Here is a 16,340-nt window from a genome sequence, read left to right as displayed (position 1 = left end):
ATGATTATTAAATATCAATCTTTTATTAATTCAAACCTACTAGTTGTTAGATATGAAGGCGATTTTTGTATCGATATTTATAAAGAACAGGTGCTTGATATACTTCAAAAACCAGAGTGGAAGTTTATTGATAAAATATTGGTTGATTTAAGGTTTTGTAAAGTGGAAATGACAATTGAAGATTTAACAAAGCTTGCTGATATTAAGAAAAACATTTTTAATAAAAAACATAGATCTGTTCAACTTGTTGATAAACCTATGATAACCGCTTTAATGCACCTACTGCAAACTGAGTTTGATGAAAATCTAACTTTAGATGTTGAGTATTGTAGTACTGTTGAGAAGGCAATTAATTTATTAGATATAAAATTTAATAGCTCCAAACTTAATAATATTCTTAATAATTTAGAACATACATTTTAGTATCTAAGATTAGACTTAAAAAACAAAACGTCTTAATTTTTGGTTAAGGCGTTTTGTTTTTTATTAAACAGTAAAAGCACTGCTTAAATACCAGTTATACTGTTATAAGTAATAATTAGTTTAATTTTGAAATACAATTTAATATTTTTGGTAATTAACATTTTATTTTTTGAAAACGAATCCAATAAAAATAGTACTTGGTAGAACAGATATCGCCGACTTTCCTAAATTGGAATTATTTGGTATTGATATAAAAATAGATACAGGAGCTTATACTTCTAGTTTTCATTGCCATCATATTGAAATAGTTAATAATGTATTAAAATGTCAATTTTTAGATCCAAAACATGACAAATACCACGATAAATACTTTACATTTAAGGAGTTTATTCAAAAAAACGTAAAAAGTTCGAACGGAATTACAGAAAGTAGATTTATAATAAAAACGGATATTCTTATTTTTAATGAAATTCATCCAATTGAATTGTCATTAACAGAGCGTGGATCAATGACCTACCCTGTTCTTTTAGGAAGAAAATTTTTATCTAAAAAATTTATAATAGATACCGCAAAGAAAAATCTATCATTTAAAAAATTAAACAAAAAAAACGATTAAAATGAAAATTGTTGTTTTATCAAGAAATCCAAACTTATATTCTACAAAAAGATTAATAGAAGCTGGTAAAAAGAGAAATCATGAAATGTTAATTGTAGATCATACCAAATGTGATATTATAATTGAAAAGAAAAAGCCAGCTATAAGATATAAACATGAGCTTTTAAAAGATGTAGATGCCGTAATTCCAAGAATTGGTGCTTCTGTAACTTTTTTTGGAACTGCGGTTGTTCGCCAGTTCGAAATGATGAAAGTTTTTACAGCTGTTGAATCTCAAGCGTTAATGCGTTCGCGCGATAAATTAAGAAGTTTACAAGTACTGTCTAGGGCAGGTTTGGGACTTCCTAAAACTGTTTTTACAAACTATTCAAAAAATGTGGAAGATGTAATAAACGATGTTGGAGGTACACCTTTGGTTATTAAATTATTGGAAGGAACTCAAGGATTAGGAGTTGTTTTAGCTGAAACTAAAACGGCAGCAACTTCAGTATTAGAGGCTTTTAATGGTTTAAAAGCAAGAGTAATTGCCCAAGAGTTTGTAAAAGAAGCAAAAGGTGCAGATATTAGAGTTTTTGTAGTAGATGGTGTTGTAGTTGGAGCAATGAAAAGACAAGGAAAAGACGGTGAATTCCGTTCAAACTTGCATCGTGGAGGTTCGGCTGAAATAATTAAATTATCTATTGATGAGGAAAATGCAGCTTTAAAAGCTGCGCGCGTTATGGGTTTAGGTGTTGCTGGGGTAGATTTATTACAATCTGAACGTGGGCCACTTATTTTAGAAGTAAATTCATCTCCTGGATTGGAAGGAATTGAATCGGCTACAGGTGTTGATATTGCTGGAAAAATAATTCATTATATTGAACGTCATGCCGAGTGAGTTTAGAATTCTAAATCAAAAAGTTGGATTAGGAGAGTCTGTAACAATTAATATGGATATTGCACGTTTAACTACACGTTCAAAAGTTGATATTCCAATTATTGTTTCTCGAGGAAAAGTTCCTGGCCCTTGTTTATTGCTTATTGGTGGTATTCACGGTGATGAAACTAATGGTATTGAAATAGTGCGTCAAATTATTGCTTCGGGTTATCATAAACCAGAAAAAGGAACCATTATTTGTATTCCTTTATTAAATGTTTTTGGATTTTTAAATCAAACAAGAGAATTTCCAGATGGTAGAGATTTAAATAGAATGTTTCCAGGTTCAAATACCGGATCTTCTGCAAGTAAATTTGCTTATCATTTAATGACAAAAGTAATTCCTAAAGTAGATTTTTGTATTGACTATCATACGGGTGGTGCTCAACGTTTTAATTATTCTCAAGTAAGAATAAATGGTAAAGATGAAGAAACCTTAAAATTGGCCGAGATATTTGGAGCGCCTTTTATTGTATTTAGTAAAAGTCAAGAGAAAACTTTTAGAAATTCTATGGTAAAATTAGGTAAAAAAGTACTTCTTTTTGAAGGTGGAAAATCCTTAAATTTTGATAAAGTTGTTACAAAAGTTGGTATTCAAGGTGCAATTAATGTAATGCACCATTTAGGTTTTCGTGATTTTTCTTCAAAAATATCAAACCCTAATCCAGAGAATCCTCCAGTTATTATTAAAAGTTCAAAATGGATAAGAGCAAATCATTCTGGAATGTATAGATCTTACATTAGTGCAGGTCAAAAAGTTGAAAAGGGAGTAAGATTAGGAAGTATTTCCGATCCTTATGGCGAATATGAAAAAATATTTAAAAATCCACAACAAGGATACATATTAAACTCAAATCATTCTCCAGTTGTAATTCAAGGTGATGCATTGTTACATATAGGTTTTGAATAAGCTGTTTAAATGTTAAAAGTTGAAAACATATCGTTTGGTTATACCAAAAAACCAGTATTAAATAATATTTCCTTTACTGCAAATAAAGGTGATTATATTGCTATTGTAGGTGAAAGTGGTTGTGGAAAAAGTACACTTCTGGAAATTATTTATGGCTTATTGCATATTGAAGAAGGAACAGTTTTTTGGGATAATGAAAAACTTCGTGGACCTAGGTTTAATCTAATTCCAGGCGAAATATTTATGAAGTATCTTCCTCAAGATTTCGATTTAATGCCTTATATAACTGTAGAGGAGAATGTAGGGAAAAATCTTTCATATTTAGATAAAAATAGAAAAAGTAGAATTGCCGAACTATTAGAAGTTGTAGATATGACTGACTTTTTAAAAACAAAAGTTATAAACTTAAGTGGAGGTCAAAAACAACGCGTTGCTATTGCAAAAGTTTTAGCTAAAGAACCTGAAGTTTTGTTATTGGACGAGCCATTTAGTCATATCGATAATTTTAGGAAAAATAAACTTCGTAGAAGTCTTTTTAAATATTTAAAAACAAAAAATATTTTGTGTTTAGTAGCTACACATGATACTAAAGATGCACTTTCTTTTGCAAATGAAATTATTGTATTAAAAGATGCTAAAATTGAAGCAAAAGGAACTCCTGAAGAAATTTATAATCATCCAAAAAATGCATATATAGCTTCTTTTTTTAATGAAATTAATACTATTTCATCTAAAATATCTGGTGTAAAAAATAAAACACTTTTTTATCCAAATGAAATTAAAATTGTTGAAAAATCAGATAAAAAAGTAACAGTTATTACTTCTTATTTTAATGGTAGTTACTATCTAATTGAAGCAATGTTAAATGATGAAATAATTTTTTTTGAAAGTATAAAAAGGTTAGAAATTAATCAACAGGTATATATAAAAATAAGTAATAAAATATAATTAATTTGCTGTTTTATTAACTCCTAAAGGCAATGAAATATAAACACTAGTTCCGCTATTTACTTTACTTTCAATCCAAATATCGCCTTTGTTTAATAATAGAAATTCTTTACAAAGTTTTAATCCTAAACCAGTTCCTTTTTCTTTATTGGTTCCTAAAGTAGATATTGTAGAATCCAATTCGAAAACTTTTAACTGAGAACGTTTATTTAAGCCAATTCCATTATCGTTAATAACAATTGTACATATATTATTAATTTTATCAACGTTATCTAAAGCAATTTCAATTTTCCCATTATTAGGCGTAAATTTTATAGCATTTGAAATAAGATTTCTAATAACTGTATCTATCATATCAGAATCTACATAAACAAACAAATTGTCTTTAAAATTACAATTTAACGTAAGGTTTTTTAATTTAGTTTGGGATTTAAAAAGACGAATATTATTAGCTATAATTTCCTGAATATTTAGGTTATTAGGTTTAGAAATAATCAATCCAGTGTTAGCATTTGACCATTTTAATAAGTTATCTAAAAGGTTAAAGGTATTTTTACTATTTTGATATAGAGTTTTGGTTAGTTTTTCTCTTACTTCATCATTAATATTATTTAACCAAAGTAGCTCTCCAATCTGCTGAAGACCTCCAAGTGGACCCCTTAAATCATGTGCAATAAGTGAAAAAAATTTATCTTTACTTTTTACCAATTCATTTAATTTTATATTGTCTTTTTCTTTCAGAATAAAAATTAAAAGCAATGGAAAAATTAAGTTTAGCACTAAGTAAAAAATAACCGGAATTACCATAAGATAATTCATTGAATACATATTAACTTCCTTAATGCTAAGAGCTCCATAACTACGTGTTAAAATTAGTAAAGAAATTATTGCAAATATGTACCCTGTTAAGTATTGTATTTTAGTTTTCCCCTTTTCTGTTAATAGTAAATAACTAGATAATCCATACATTGTAGCTACATTTAGCGACATAATAGCAATTCTGTTGCTCTCGGAAATGGTAATAAAAAAATAAGATATAATAGATAAAATAAATGGTATTAATAGGTAGCGCTTAAAGTGCTTAAAATTAAACTCTCGTTCAATAAAAGAAATACAATAAAGTTCGTAATACACAAGAAAAAGATAAACTGTACTATTAATAATAATATTTAAATGACTTGGCAAACTGTTTCGTAATGAGAGCATTATTAAAAATACAATACCTAATACTCTTGATAAAACAAAAATATTAATAATTGGATTTTTCATTTTATATACCTTAATATAAGTAGCAAATAATGAAATGATAAATATATTTGCTGCTGCAGAGAAAATAAACAAGGTTTTTACATCAATATTTATCATTATTTTTCAGTTATTTATTTATGTTAAGCTATATAAATTTCTAAACTCCGGTACTCCCAAATCCACCAGTGCCCCGTTCAGTTTCACTTAAAACATTAACAACATCCCACTGGGCACGTTCGTGTTTTGCAATTACTAATTGCGCAATACGTTCACCATCATTTATTACAAAATCTTCATTAGAAAGGTTAACTAAAATTACTCCAATTTCACCTCTATAATCTGCATCAACAGTTCCAGGAGCATTTAAAACAGTAATACCTTTTTTTGCTGCCAATCCACTACGAGGACGAACTTGCGCTTCTGAACCTACTGGTAAAGCGATAAAAAGACCTGTTTTTACAATAGCTCTTTCTAATGGTTTTAAGGTTATAGCTTTATCTATGTTTGCACGTAAATCCATTCCTGCAGAAGCAATAGTTTCGTAGTTTGGTAATTCGTGTTTCGATTTGTTAATGATTTGTATTTGCATTTTTTATTATTTATTCAATTAATTTATAAAGTATTTGTTTAGGAGCTATTATAAATTTTTAATGTTTACCATAAACTTAACCATTTTAAAGCAGCTTCTTTAGTTGCAAAAATTTCAAATTTATATTTTTCGGTATTAAAAAAACGTTTATATAAAACGGTTAAAACGGTATTTTTAGGATTATCAACTATAATTGCGTCAATTATTTTATTGTATTTTTCTAAAGATTTGTAATTTTCTTTAACAATTTGTTCAAGTTCTTCAATTGAAAAATTAAATGTTGCCTTTTTAGCATCTGAAATAATTTTTAAAATTCTTGGATATTCATTATTCTCTTTGGTAGCTTTTATATAATCAATAATTTCTTTTGCTGATACATTATCGCTATATGTAACTTCTAATAAATATGAAATTTTATTAAATTTTTCTACAATCATATTATCTAATTCCTTTTTAAAATTTTCAAAATTTCTTTTTTCTCATTGTAAAAAATAAGGGCAAAAAATAACAATAACAATCCAAATGAAACCCAATAATTTTCTCTAAAAAAATTAAAAGAAATATAGGATATAATTATCGAAACTATTAAATAACTTCCAGATCTTTTAATATTATATGGAACAGGATAGTGTTTTTTTCCAATAAAATAAGACAACAACATCATAATTCCATAAGCAAATAGTGTTGCCCAAGCTGAAGCCATAAATCCAATTTTTGGGATAAAAACAATGTTAAAAATAATGGTTATTATTGCTCCAATAATGGAGAAATACATTGCAAATCTAGTTTTGTCTGTTAATTTATACCAGATTGCAAGGTTATGATAAATTCCCAAAAATAAGTTAGCTAATAGCACTACAGGAACAATAATTATGGCATCCCAGTAATTTTTATTAATAAATGGAACTTTTAAAATGTCGATAAAAACTACAATTCCAACAAAAACTAAGGCGCCAATAATTATAAAATAGTTTAGAATTGTAGCGTATGTTTCTTTTGCATTTTTATTTGTTGAGTGGTTAAAAAAGAATGGTTCGGCTCCTAATCTAAAAGCCATAATGTATAAGTTCATAAAAATAGCAAGTTTATAACAAGCCGCATAAACTCCCATTGCATTCTTGTCTAACAATCGTCCAATTAATATTTTATCAAGGTTTTCGTTAATAACGTATGCAACGCCTGCTACTGCAATAGGCCAGCTATAATTTATCATTTTTTTAAGAATTGAAGTATCAAAACTCCACTTAAATCTAAACAAAATTGGTAATAAAATTAACAGTGACACAATACTTCCAATTATGTTAGCTATAAAAATAAAATTAACAATATAAGTGTTTTCAAATAGGTTTTTTAAAATGGACGGAACCTCTTTTCCTTCAGATAAAAATTGGGGAATAAATTTTAAAAATATTAGGTTAATTGTTACAATTATTGCAACATTAATTAATTTAATTGTTGCATACTTTATAGGTTTGTTAGACGCTCTTAAAAAAGCAAATGGTATAACCGCCAAGGTATCAATTGCCATTATTCCAATAAATAACTTTAATTGTAAAGGATTGGTTTTAAAATCGAAAAATTCAATAAAAAAGTCGGCGAAGGTAAAAATTGCAATTACAAATATTATTGCTGAAATACATAAACTTATAAATGATGTAGAAACTAAAGCATCTTTTTGTTTTTCATCCTTATAAAATCTAAAAAAAGCAGTTTCGAAACCAAAAGTTAAGAGAACCGAAAATAGTGCAGCCCAAATATAAAAGTTTGCATTTTCAGCATAATTACTTTTTGGCAAAGCATCTGTATGAACTTTAACTAACAGAAAATTAATTACTCTCGGTAAGACCGCAGCAATACCATAAATAATAGTGTCTTTAAAAAAACGTTTAAGTGCGCTCAAATTGGATTTTATAAAATAATGTATAAATGTAAAAAATTAAAGCTATTAGTATTAATTTTACCCATTAATTATGCAATATGGATTCAAAATTTAGAGATTATATCGAAAGTTGTTTAGACAAACAATTAAAAACCAAATGTAACTATAATTGGCAATCAATTGGTGGAGGTTCAATTAATAATACGTTTAAAGTTTCAACAAAAAATCTAACTTATTTTGTTAAAACTAATAATACAACTGTTTTTACAAATGGATTTAAAGAAGAAGTTTTAGGTCTTCAATTTTTAGAAAGTAAAAGCGCTTTAACTCCAAATATTATTATTGAAGGCACTTTTGAAGATTCTATTTATTTAGTGTTAGAGTGGATTGATAATGGAAAAGAAACAAATAAATTTTGGGAGAATTTTGCCGTTCAACTTGTTAATTTACATAAACAAAAAAATGATAAGTTTGGACTAGAATATTCTAATTTTATGGGTCAATTACCACAAAACAATTGTTTTTACGACAGTTTTTCTGATTTTTTTATTGAAAACAGATTAAGGCCTCAAGTTAAATTAGCTTTTGATTCAAACAAACTTAAATTGAAACATGTAAAACAGTTTGATGGTTTGTACGCAAAAATTCCTGAAATATTTCCTATTGAAAAACCTGCTGCTGTTCATGGCGATTTATGGCATGGAAATTATATATGTTCAAAAAATGAAAACGCCGTATTGATTGATCCGGCGGTTTATTATGGTCATAGAGAAGTGGATATTGCAATGACTCAATTATTTGGTGGTTTTACAGAAGAATTTTATAAGAAATATCACGAAATATATCCATTAGAACCTTGTTTTAATCTTCGTAATAATTTTTATCATTTGTATCCACTTATGGTTCATTTAAATATGTTTGGTAATTCTTATTTAGAAAGTATTGAGAATATAATAACAGAATTTTAAGTATTCAATTGTTTCAATTTATTTACTTTTGACCAAACTAAACCTTAAAAAATGAGTAAAAACCCTAAAATTGCCGTATTTGGAAGCGGAAGTTGGGCAACTGCAATTGTTAAAATGTTGTGCGAAAATTTGGAGCAAGTTGGTTGGTATGTTAGAAATCAGAATGTTGTAGAATATATTATTGAAAACGAACACAATCCTAATTACATTAGTTCAGCTACTTTTAATGTTAACCAATTGTTTTTATCGAGCGATATAAATAAAATGGTTGATTATGCAGATATTTTAATTTTTGCAATTCCATCGGCATTTGTAAAAGCCGAATTTGACAAAATAGAACAAAGTTTATCCTCAAAAATAGTTTTTTCAGCCATTAAAGGAATTATTCCAGAAAGCGGTTTAATAGTTGGTGAGCATTTTAACCAAAAACTAGGTGTTCCTTTAGAAAATATTGGAGTTATAACAGGTCCTTGTCATGCTGAAGAAGTTGCCATGGAACGTTTATCCTATTTAACTATTGCTTGTATTGATCAAGAAAAAGCAACACTTTTAAGTAATTACCTTTCGAGTAATTATATAAAAACAAAAATTTCTGATGATATTATTGGTACCGAATATGCGGCAATGCTTAAAAATATATATGCAATTGCTGCTGGAATAGCACATGGTTTGGGATATGGAGATAATTTTCAATCTGTTTTAATGTCCAACTCAATTAGAGAAATGAAACGTTTTATTAAAAAGGTTCATAAAATGAAACGAAACATTAATAATTCTGCTTATTTGGGCGATTTATTAGTAACAGGATATTCTACATTTAGTAGAAATAGAATGTTTGGTAATATGATTGGTAAAGGTTACACAGTAAAAAGTGCTATGATGGAAATGAGTATGATTGCAGAAGGATATTATGCTGTAAAAAGTGCTTATGAAATTAATGAAAAGAATGGAGCTTTTACTCCAATTATTAATGCAGTTTATAAAATTTTGTATAAAAACGAAAACCCTAAAACTGTATTTAAAAAATTGACAGATAAATTAGATTAGTTTTTTTAATTAACTAATTGTAAAATATTTAAAAAAAACTTATCATATAACGAAATAATAGTAACTTAGTACTTTAATTTATTATTTAACAATGAAAACAGGTACAGTAAAATTTTTTAACGAATCTAAAGGTTTTGGATTTATTACAGAAGAAGGTTCAAGCACAGACTATTTCGTGCACATTTCAGGACTGATTGATGAAATCAGAGAAGGTGACACAGTTGAGTTTGAACTAAAAGAAGGAAAAAAAGGTTTAAATGCAGTTAACGTAAAAGTTATTTAAGTATAAAATAAATTCTTTTTAAAGTACAAAGCTTGTTCAATTTGAACAAGCTTTTTTTATTGACAATTATCATAACAACAAAGTTGTTAATTGGGTATCTTTATAATTGTAATATTTAAAGCATGAAGGACAGAATAGGAATTATATACTCAACTACTGATGGTCAAACTTTAAAAATTTGCAATGCTATAGTTTCAGTTTTTAATAAGAAAGGAATACAAATAGAACTTTTTTCAATTGAAAATTTTAAGGAAGATATACAAAGTTTTAGTAAAATAATTATAGGTTCTAGTATTAGATATGGTTTACATCATAAAAAAATTATTGAGTTTATAAATTCAAATAAAATAATATTAGATACTAAAAAAACTGCTTTTTTCTCGGTGAATTTAGTAGCTCGAAAACCCGAAAAAGCACAAGCCGACACCAATCCATATGTAATAAAATTCTTTAAAACCATTGACTGGAAACCTCAAATAGTAGAGGTATTTGCTGGAATGTTAGATTATAAAAAATATGGTTTTTTTGATAGGTTAATGATTCAATTAATAATGTGGATAACCAAAGGACCAACAGATAAAAACACTAAAATAGAGTATACAAACTGGGAAAAGGTAAATGAGTTTGGAATGCGTTTAGTTCAATTATAATATAGTCAATCATTATTATTTATTTTTTCATATTTTTTATAAAAATTCTGTTTTATAAAAATATTTAGCAATATTTTATACTTCATACTTACATTAATTCATTTTTTTTAAATTGTGAAATAATGTACATTTGCCGAATTCTGAATTAATAAAAAGAATACGTTAAATTGCTAAAAATAAACGTTACAATGTTTTTTTAATTTTTTTAAATAGTTTTAAAAAAATAATAGTTTTAAAGGCTAATTTTTAACTTAAAAAACAAACTAACAATTTGTTCAAAATGAATAAAAAAAATCAATCAATAAAAAATAGATATTTAATATTTTTTGGAACTATTATTTTAATAATAGTCTTAATACTCTTATTTGTACAGAGCAGTATTAATTCACAAAAATCAGACGCTGAGTTTATAAACCTTTCAGGTAAACAACGTATGTTAGTCGAAAGAATAATAAGGCACACATATATTCTTAATACCGAAAAAACCAATGATTCAAGTGTAATTTTACATACAAGAGATACTTTAAATTCACTTACAAAAGAATGGGAAAATGCTACTAATTATTTAATCTTAAAAAATAAAAAAAATGGTATTAAAACTGTCGATTCTTTATTTCAAGTAATAAAACCTTACCAAAACGAGATTTTAAAATATAGTAGAGGTATTTTAAATAACATAGAGTCGAATACAAGCATACAGGATACAAAATCTCTTGAAGCGGCGGATTTATCCTTTTTAACAATAATGGACGCCATTGTTTATGAATATCAAAAAAACGCAGAAAACAAACTTCAAAATTTTAAAAAAATAATATATTTCCTAGCTTTTTTTGCTGGGCTAATTTTAATTCTAGAGTATATTTTTATCATTTTACCATTTTATCGAGAACTATTTAATAAAAACGAAGATCTTGAAAAAAGGAATAATGAATTAAAGCTTTCTCAAAAAAATATTAGCAATAACTTAAATGAACTAGAATTGCTAAAAGACGAAATAGCAAAAGGAGCAAAACTTGGAAAAATATTTATAGAACAAGCTCCAAATGCAATTGCTATGTTTGATAAGGAAATGAAGTACATAGCGGCTTCACAACGCTGGAGAGATGATTATAAGTTAAACGATAGGGAAATTATAGGGCAATCTCATTATGATATTTTCCCAGAAATAGGTGATGATTGGAAACAGCATCATAGAGAATGTTTAAATGGAGCAATTAATAAATGCGATGAAGCTCCATTTGAAAGAGAAGATGGAACTATTCAATGGATAACTTGGGATGTTCGTCCTTGGTACATTTCTGAAGGAAATATTGGAGGATTATTAATGTATACTGCCGATATAACAAATATTAAAGAGAAAGATCAAGAAAAGCTTAGAATTGAAAAAATATTAGATAAAACAAATGAAATTGCCCGTATTGGAACTTGGGAATTAAATTTAATTTCAGGGGAAGTTATTTGGAGTAAAGTAACACGCGAAATACATGAAGTTTCTAAAGATTTTAAACCAATTTTAGAAACAGCAATAAATTTTTATAAAGAAGGGGAGAGTAGAAATAAAATACAAAGTGCTGTTATTAATGCTATTGAAAATGGAGAATCTTTTGATATAGAATTAGAATTAGTTACAGCAAAAGAAAATGCTGTGTGGATTCGTGTTATTGGTCAATCTGAATTTGATAAGGATAAATGTCTAAGACTTTATGGAATATTTCAGGATATTGATGAAATTAAAAAAGCACAAAATGCATTAAATGAGGTTAATGAAGAGTTAAAAGCAATATTAAACTCAGGACCTATTTCAATTATAGGAACAGATAAAAATGGTTTAATTACTCATTTTAATCAAGGAGCAGAAAACATGCTACAATATTCAGCAGAGGAAATGATTGGGCTACAAACTCCACAAATACTTCTTTTAAATGATGAAATAATTAAACGAGGTAGGGAGTTATCTCAATTTTATGGTAAACATATTAGAGGGTTTAATGCTTTTGTAGAAAATGCAATACAAGGAGGATCTGAGTCTAGAGAATGGACTTATGTTAGAAAAGACGGATCAAAATTTCCTGTACAACAAATTGTTACGGCACTTAAAAATAAAAAAGGTAAAATTACCGGTTTTATTGGTGTTGCTACTGATATTAGCGCTAGTATTGAAAATCAAAAAATAATTATTGATGCAAAAAATAATCTTGAAATTCTTACAGAAAAATTAACAGATCAAAATAGTCAGTTAGCGAGTTTTGCTCATATTACATCTCATAATTTACGCGCACCTGTAAGTAACCTTAACTCGTTGCTTCATTTTTATAATATGTCTGAATCTGATGATGAGAAAAATTTAATATTTGAAAAATTTGAAAAAGTAATTCACCATTTAACATCAACATTAAATACATTAGTTGATGCCATAAAAATTAGAGATGATAGCTCTAAAAATATTGATGATATACTTTTTAAAGATGTTTTAAATAAAACAAAGGAAATATTAACAGGTCAAATAATTGAGACTGATACCAACTTATCTGGTGATTTTTCTGAAGCTCCTAGCATTACCTATAATCGTACTTATTTGGAGAGTATTTTCTTAAATTTAATAACAAATTCTATTAAATATAGATCTGAAGACCGCCCTCCAAAAATTTTAATTAAAACAACCAATAATAATGGTAAATTACAACTTACAATAAGGGATAATGGACTAGGCATAGACTTAAAGAAGCATGGGCATAAATTATTTGGATTAAATAAAACATTTCACAGACATGCAGAGGCAAAAGGAGTTGGTTTATACCTTACTAAAATTCAAATTGAATCTATGGGTGGTACAATTATGGCATCTAGTAAGGTTAATGAAGGAACAACATTTACAATAACGTTTTAATATTTATTATGAAAAAACCTTTTATAATTTGTATAGTTGACGATGATGAAATTTATCAATATACAATAACCAAAACTTTAGATACACAAAATTTATCTAGAAAAGTACTTATGTTTTCAGATGGTGAAGAAGCATTAGAGTTTATGGTTGATAATATTGCAAATATTAAAGATTTACCAGACCTTATTTTTTTAGACATAAACATGCCAATAATGGATGGCTTTCAATTTATGGAAGAATATGTTAAAATAGCACCACGTGTTGGGAAAAATATAACTATTTATATGGTTTCTTCTTCCGTAGATCCAGTAGATATTGAAAGAGCAAAAAAAATTAGTGAAATATCGGATTATATTATTAAACCCATTGATTCAGAAGAACTTACTAAAATTATTAATTCTTTAGAAAACAATGGACAGATTTAAATAAAACTTAGTATTTTAACCCAAAATATTAAATTTTAATGCAAATAATAGTTTTACCCCAAACTATATAAATAAATTATGAAAAAGATTTTTAACCCCAAAAAATTAAAAAAAACTATCTCCAATGAAAAAATTAAATCACTAATAATAGTAATTTGTTTTTTTGTTTTATCAATTAGTTTATTGATACTTGTTGGGTGGTTACTTCATACACAAGATATTTTAGGTGTAAATTCTGAAGGGCCAACAATTAAATTTAATACCGCATTATCATTTTTTTTACTAAGTATATGTGTATTGTTTTTTATAAAAAAAAGCAACTATTATAAACCCTTAAATAAAATTTTAATTAGTATAGTACTAATTATAGCCATTTTAACTTTATTTCAGTATGTTTTTAACGTTAATTTAGGAGTTGACACTATATTTATTGAAGATACTTCTACAACAATTTTACCTGGAAGAATGTCTCCAATTACTGCCATTGGGTTTTTAGTTTTAGCAATTGCAATTTGGGGAATGCAATCTAAGAAGAAACAAACGAGGAAGCGAACTCAACTTGTTTTTATAGCTATTATATTATGCTCATTATTCTTAGTTTTAGGGTTTTTATTACAAATTACTGGAGGAAAAAATTTAAACTTTATTAATTCAACAAGCTTTCAAGCCGCATTAATATTTTTCTTATTTTCTAGTATACTTTCTTTAAAAAATGCATCCAAAAAATTTTACAATTTAATTTTAAGTAAATACGCAGGAAGTAAATTAATAAGAATAATAGCGCCTTATAACTTTATAATGATTTTGTTAATGGGTTTTACCTTATTATATTTAGTAAACAATAACATTGTTAGCTTTAATATTGGATTTATTATTTATACAATTATTGCTTTAATAGTTTCTATAATTTATATAATTGGTATTGCTGTTCGAATAAATAAAAGAGATTTAGAAAGAGAAGTTTTTAAAAACTCATTATATCAAACTAATTTTGAATTAAATCAATTTAAACAAGCTTTAGATGAAAGTTCTATTGTTGCAACCACAGATGTAAATGGTGTAATTACATCTGTAAATGATAAGTTATGCGAAATTTCCCAATACAGCAGAGAAGAGCTCGTTGGAAAAACGCATAGAGTGATTAATTCAGGACATCATTCAAAAGCATTTTTTAAAGAACTTTGGAGCACAATTAAAAGTGGTGAAGTTTGGATTGGTGGAGTAAAAAATAAGGCAAAAGATGGCAGTTTTTATTGGGTTCATACCTCAATTATTCCATTTAAAAATGAAAAAGGTGAAATTTATCAATTTCTTACAATAAGACAAGATATTACTAGGCTTACAATGCTTTCATCGCAATACGAGAACCTACAACTTAAAAATAAGGAAATAGAACAATTTACATATATTGCTTCACATGATTTACAAGAACCATTACGATCTATTCGAGGAATGGTAAATATTTTAAAGCAAAAACAAATCAATGAAATAGATGAAGTAACTAATAATTGTATAAATTTTATTGATAGATCTACTAATAGAATGAGTAGTTTAATAAAAGGTCTTTTAGATTATTCTCGTATTGGAGCTAATAAAGTTTTAGAAGATGTTGATATTAACGAAATATTAAAAACTATAATAATTAATGACCTTTCAGATGATATAAAAAATACAAATGCAACAATAGAGGTAGAAAAATTACCAACAATAAAAGTTTATAAAAATGAACTTCATTTGTTATTTTTAAACTTAATAAGCAACGCTATAAAATTTCATAAAAAAGGTCTTAATCCTCAAATTAAAGTTTCAGTAGATAAAATTGACCAATATTGGAAGTTCTCTGTTACAGATAATGGTATTGGAATTGAAAATTTAAATAACCGTAATATTTTTGGGATTTTTCAAAGGTTAAATAGAAGAGGTAATTTTGACGGAACAGGCATTGGGTTGGCACATTGCGATAAAATTGTATATTTACACGGAGGAGAAATTTGGGTAGATTCAAAATTGGGAGATGGAACAACTTTTTATTTTACAATTCCAATAAACTTAAATTAAATAAATATGAAGAAAAAATTGAACTGTATTTTACTTATTGATGATGATGATGCAATAAATTTTATTCATGAATGGGTTATTAATAAAGTTGGTTGTGCCGAAAAAATAGAAATGGCTGAAAACGGTATACAAGCCCTCGAGTATCTCGAATCTACAAGGGAAGGAAAACACCCTCAACCGGATCTTATTTTTTTAGATATTAATATGCCTGGTATGAATGGATGGGAATTCCTTGAAGAATATCATAAGCTCGATGAAAGTAAAAAAGGAAAAATAGTATTGGTAATGTTAACTTCTTCCTTAAATCCAGATGATTTAGCTAAATCTAAAAACATTACTGAAGTTAGTGGTTTTCAAAACAAACCATTAACAATTGAGTTAATGCAAGAGATTTTAAAAGAACATTTTGAAGATTATTTATAAGAGGATGTAAATTAAAGGCGTATACATTAGTTTAGTTGATTTTCACTTTCAATATTTAAGATGGTACATA

17 protein-coding genes are annotated in these 16,340 nt (G+C 26.9%); 13 read left to right on the top strand and 4 right to left on the bottom strand.

The features are described 5' to 3' along the window. The 5 genes from Q0776_RS02960 to Q0776_RS02940 all read left to right on the top strand — a co-directional run bounded on the left by Q0776_RS02960 (position 1) and on the right by Q0776_RS02940 (position 3,813). Positions 1-423 carry a hypothetical protein gene (locus Q0776_RS02960; protein ID WP_298364885.1) on the top strand — a complete coding sequence of 141 codons (423 nt, stop codon included), beginning with the start codon at positions 1-3 and terminating at the stop codon, positions 421-423. A 169-nt stretch (positions 424-592) separates the two neighbouring features. Continuing rightward, positions 593-1,039 (top strand): RimK/LysX family protein, encoded by a 447-nt coding sequence (locus Q0776_RS02955; protein ID WP_298364883.1) that lies wholly within the window; start codon positions 593-595, stop codon positions 1,037-1,039. Position 1,040: 1 nt separating this feature from the next. After that, the gene (gene rimK / locus Q0776_RS02950; RefSeq protein WP_298364882.1) at positions 1,041-1,916 is read left to right on the top strand and encodes a 30S ribosomal protein S6--L-glutamate ligase; all 876 of its coding nucleotides are present in this window, start codon (positions 1,041-1,043) and stop codon (positions 1,914-1,916) included. Beyond that, positions 1,906-2,865 (top strand): succinylglutamate desuccinylase/aspartoacylase family protein, encoded by a 960-nt coding sequence (locus Q0776_RS02945; protein WP_298364880.1) that lies wholly within the window; start codon positions 1,906-1,908, stop codon positions 2,863-2,865. Before rimK ends, Q0776_RS02945 begins: the two co-directional genes overlap by 11 nt. Positions 2,866-2,874: 9 nt before the next feature. Beyond that, on the top strand, positions 2,875-3,813 hold the full coding sequence (locus tag Q0776_RS02940; RefSeq protein ID WP_298364879.1) for an ABC transporter ATP-binding protein: 939 nt from the start codon (positions 2,875-2,877) through the stop codon (positions 3,811-3,813). On the opposite strand, the gene Q0776_RS02935 is transcribed toward Q0776_RS02940, so the two are convergent. The 4 genes from Q0776_RS02935 to Q0776_RS02920 form a co-directional block, all read right to left on the bottom strand. After that, positions 3,814-5,178, bottom strand: coding sequence for a HAMP domain-containing sensor histidine kinase (locus Q0776_RS02935; protein ID WP_298364878.1), 1,365 nt, complete (start codon positions 5,176-5,178; stop codon positions 3,814-3,816). Positions 5,179-5,218: 40 nt separating this feature from the next. After that, on the bottom strand, positions 5,219-5,650 hold the full coding sequence (gene dut / locus Q0776_RS02930; RefSeq protein ID WP_298364875.1) for a dUTP diphosphatase: 432 nt from the start codon (positions 5,648-5,650) through the stop codon (positions 5,219-5,221). 65 nt (positions 5,651-5,715) lie between these two features. Next, positions 5,716-6,087, bottom strand: coding sequence for an STAS/SEC14 domain-containing protein (locus Q0776_RS02925; protein WP_298364874.1), 372 nt, complete (start codon positions 6,085-6,087; stop codon positions 5,716-5,718). Positions 6,088-6,092: 5 nt separating this feature from the next. Then, positions 6,093-7,550: a polysaccharide biosynthesis C-terminal domain-containing protein gene (locus Q0776_RS02920; RefSeq protein ID WP_298364873.1), complete on the bottom strand. Its 1,458-nt coding sequence runs from the start codon at positions 7,548-7,550 to the stop codon at positions 6,093-6,095. 77 nt (positions 7,551-7,627) lie between these two features. Between Q0776_RS02920 and Q0776_RS02915 the strand changes: the two genes are divergently transcribed. The 8 genes from Q0776_RS02915 to Q0776_RS02880 all read left to right on the top strand — a co-directional run bounded on the left by Q0776_RS02915 (position 7,628) and on the right by Q0776_RS02880 (position 16,270). Continuing rightward, positions 7,628-8,497, top strand: a complete 870-nt coding sequence (locus Q0776_RS02915) for a fructosamine kinase family protein (protein ID WP_298364871.1) — start codon at positions 7,628-7,630, stop codon at positions 8,495-8,497. Between the two features lie 51 nt (positions 8,498-8,548). Next, on the top strand, positions 8,549-9,544 hold the full coding sequence (locus Q0776_RS02910) for an NAD(P)H-dependent glycerol-3-phosphate dehydrogenase (protein ID WP_298364869.1): 996 nt from the start codon (positions 8,549-8,551) through the stop codon (positions 9,542-9,544). 91 nt (positions 9,545-9,635) lie between these two features. Beyond that, the gene (locus Q0776_RS02905) at positions 9,636-9,827 is read left to right on the top strand and encodes a cold shock domain-containing protein (protein ID WP_298364868.1); all 192 of its coding nucleotides are present in this window, start codon (positions 9,636-9,638) and stop codon (positions 9,825-9,827) included. Between the two features lie 122 nt (positions 9,828-9,949). Next, complete coding sequence (gene hemG, locus Q0776_RS02900; protein ID WP_298364867.1) at positions 9,950-10,477, top strand: menaquinone-dependent protoporphyrinogen IX dehydrogenase; 528 nt, start codon at positions 9,950-9,952, stop codon at positions 10,475-10,477. Between the two features lie 280 nt (positions 10,478-10,757). Further along, entirely contained in the window at positions 10,758-13,364 is a 2,607-nt protein-coding gene (locus Q0776_RS02895) for a PAS domain S-box protein (RefSeq protein WP_298364865.1), read from the top strand. A gap of 8 nt (positions 13,365-13,372) precedes the next feature. Beyond that, entirely contained in the window at positions 13,373-13,789 is a 417-nt protein-coding gene (locus Q0776_RS02890) for a response regulator (RefSeq protein WP_298364864.1), read from the top strand. Between the two features lie 78 nt (positions 13,790-13,867). Further along, on the top strand, positions 13,868-15,847 hold the full coding sequence (locus tag Q0776_RS02885; protein WP_298364863.1) for an ATP-binding protein: 1,980 nt from the start codon (positions 13,868-13,870) through the stop codon (positions 15,845-15,847). A gap of 6 nt (positions 15,848-15,853) precedes the next feature. Further along, entirely contained in the window at positions 15,854-16,270 is a 417-nt protein-coding gene (locus Q0776_RS02880) for a response regulator (protein WP_298364862.1), read from the top strand. The last annotated feature ends 70 nt before the right edge of the window (positions 16,271-16,340 follow it).

The sequence above is a fragment of the uncultured Lutibacter sp. genome (genome assembly GCF_947495725.1).
GTDB lineage: Bacteria > Bacteroidota > Bacteroidia > Flavobacteriales > Flavobacteriaceae > Lutibacter.
The sequence above is the reverse complement of the archived record's forward strand: the minus strand, read 5'-3'. Positions and strand labels throughout refer to the sequence as shown.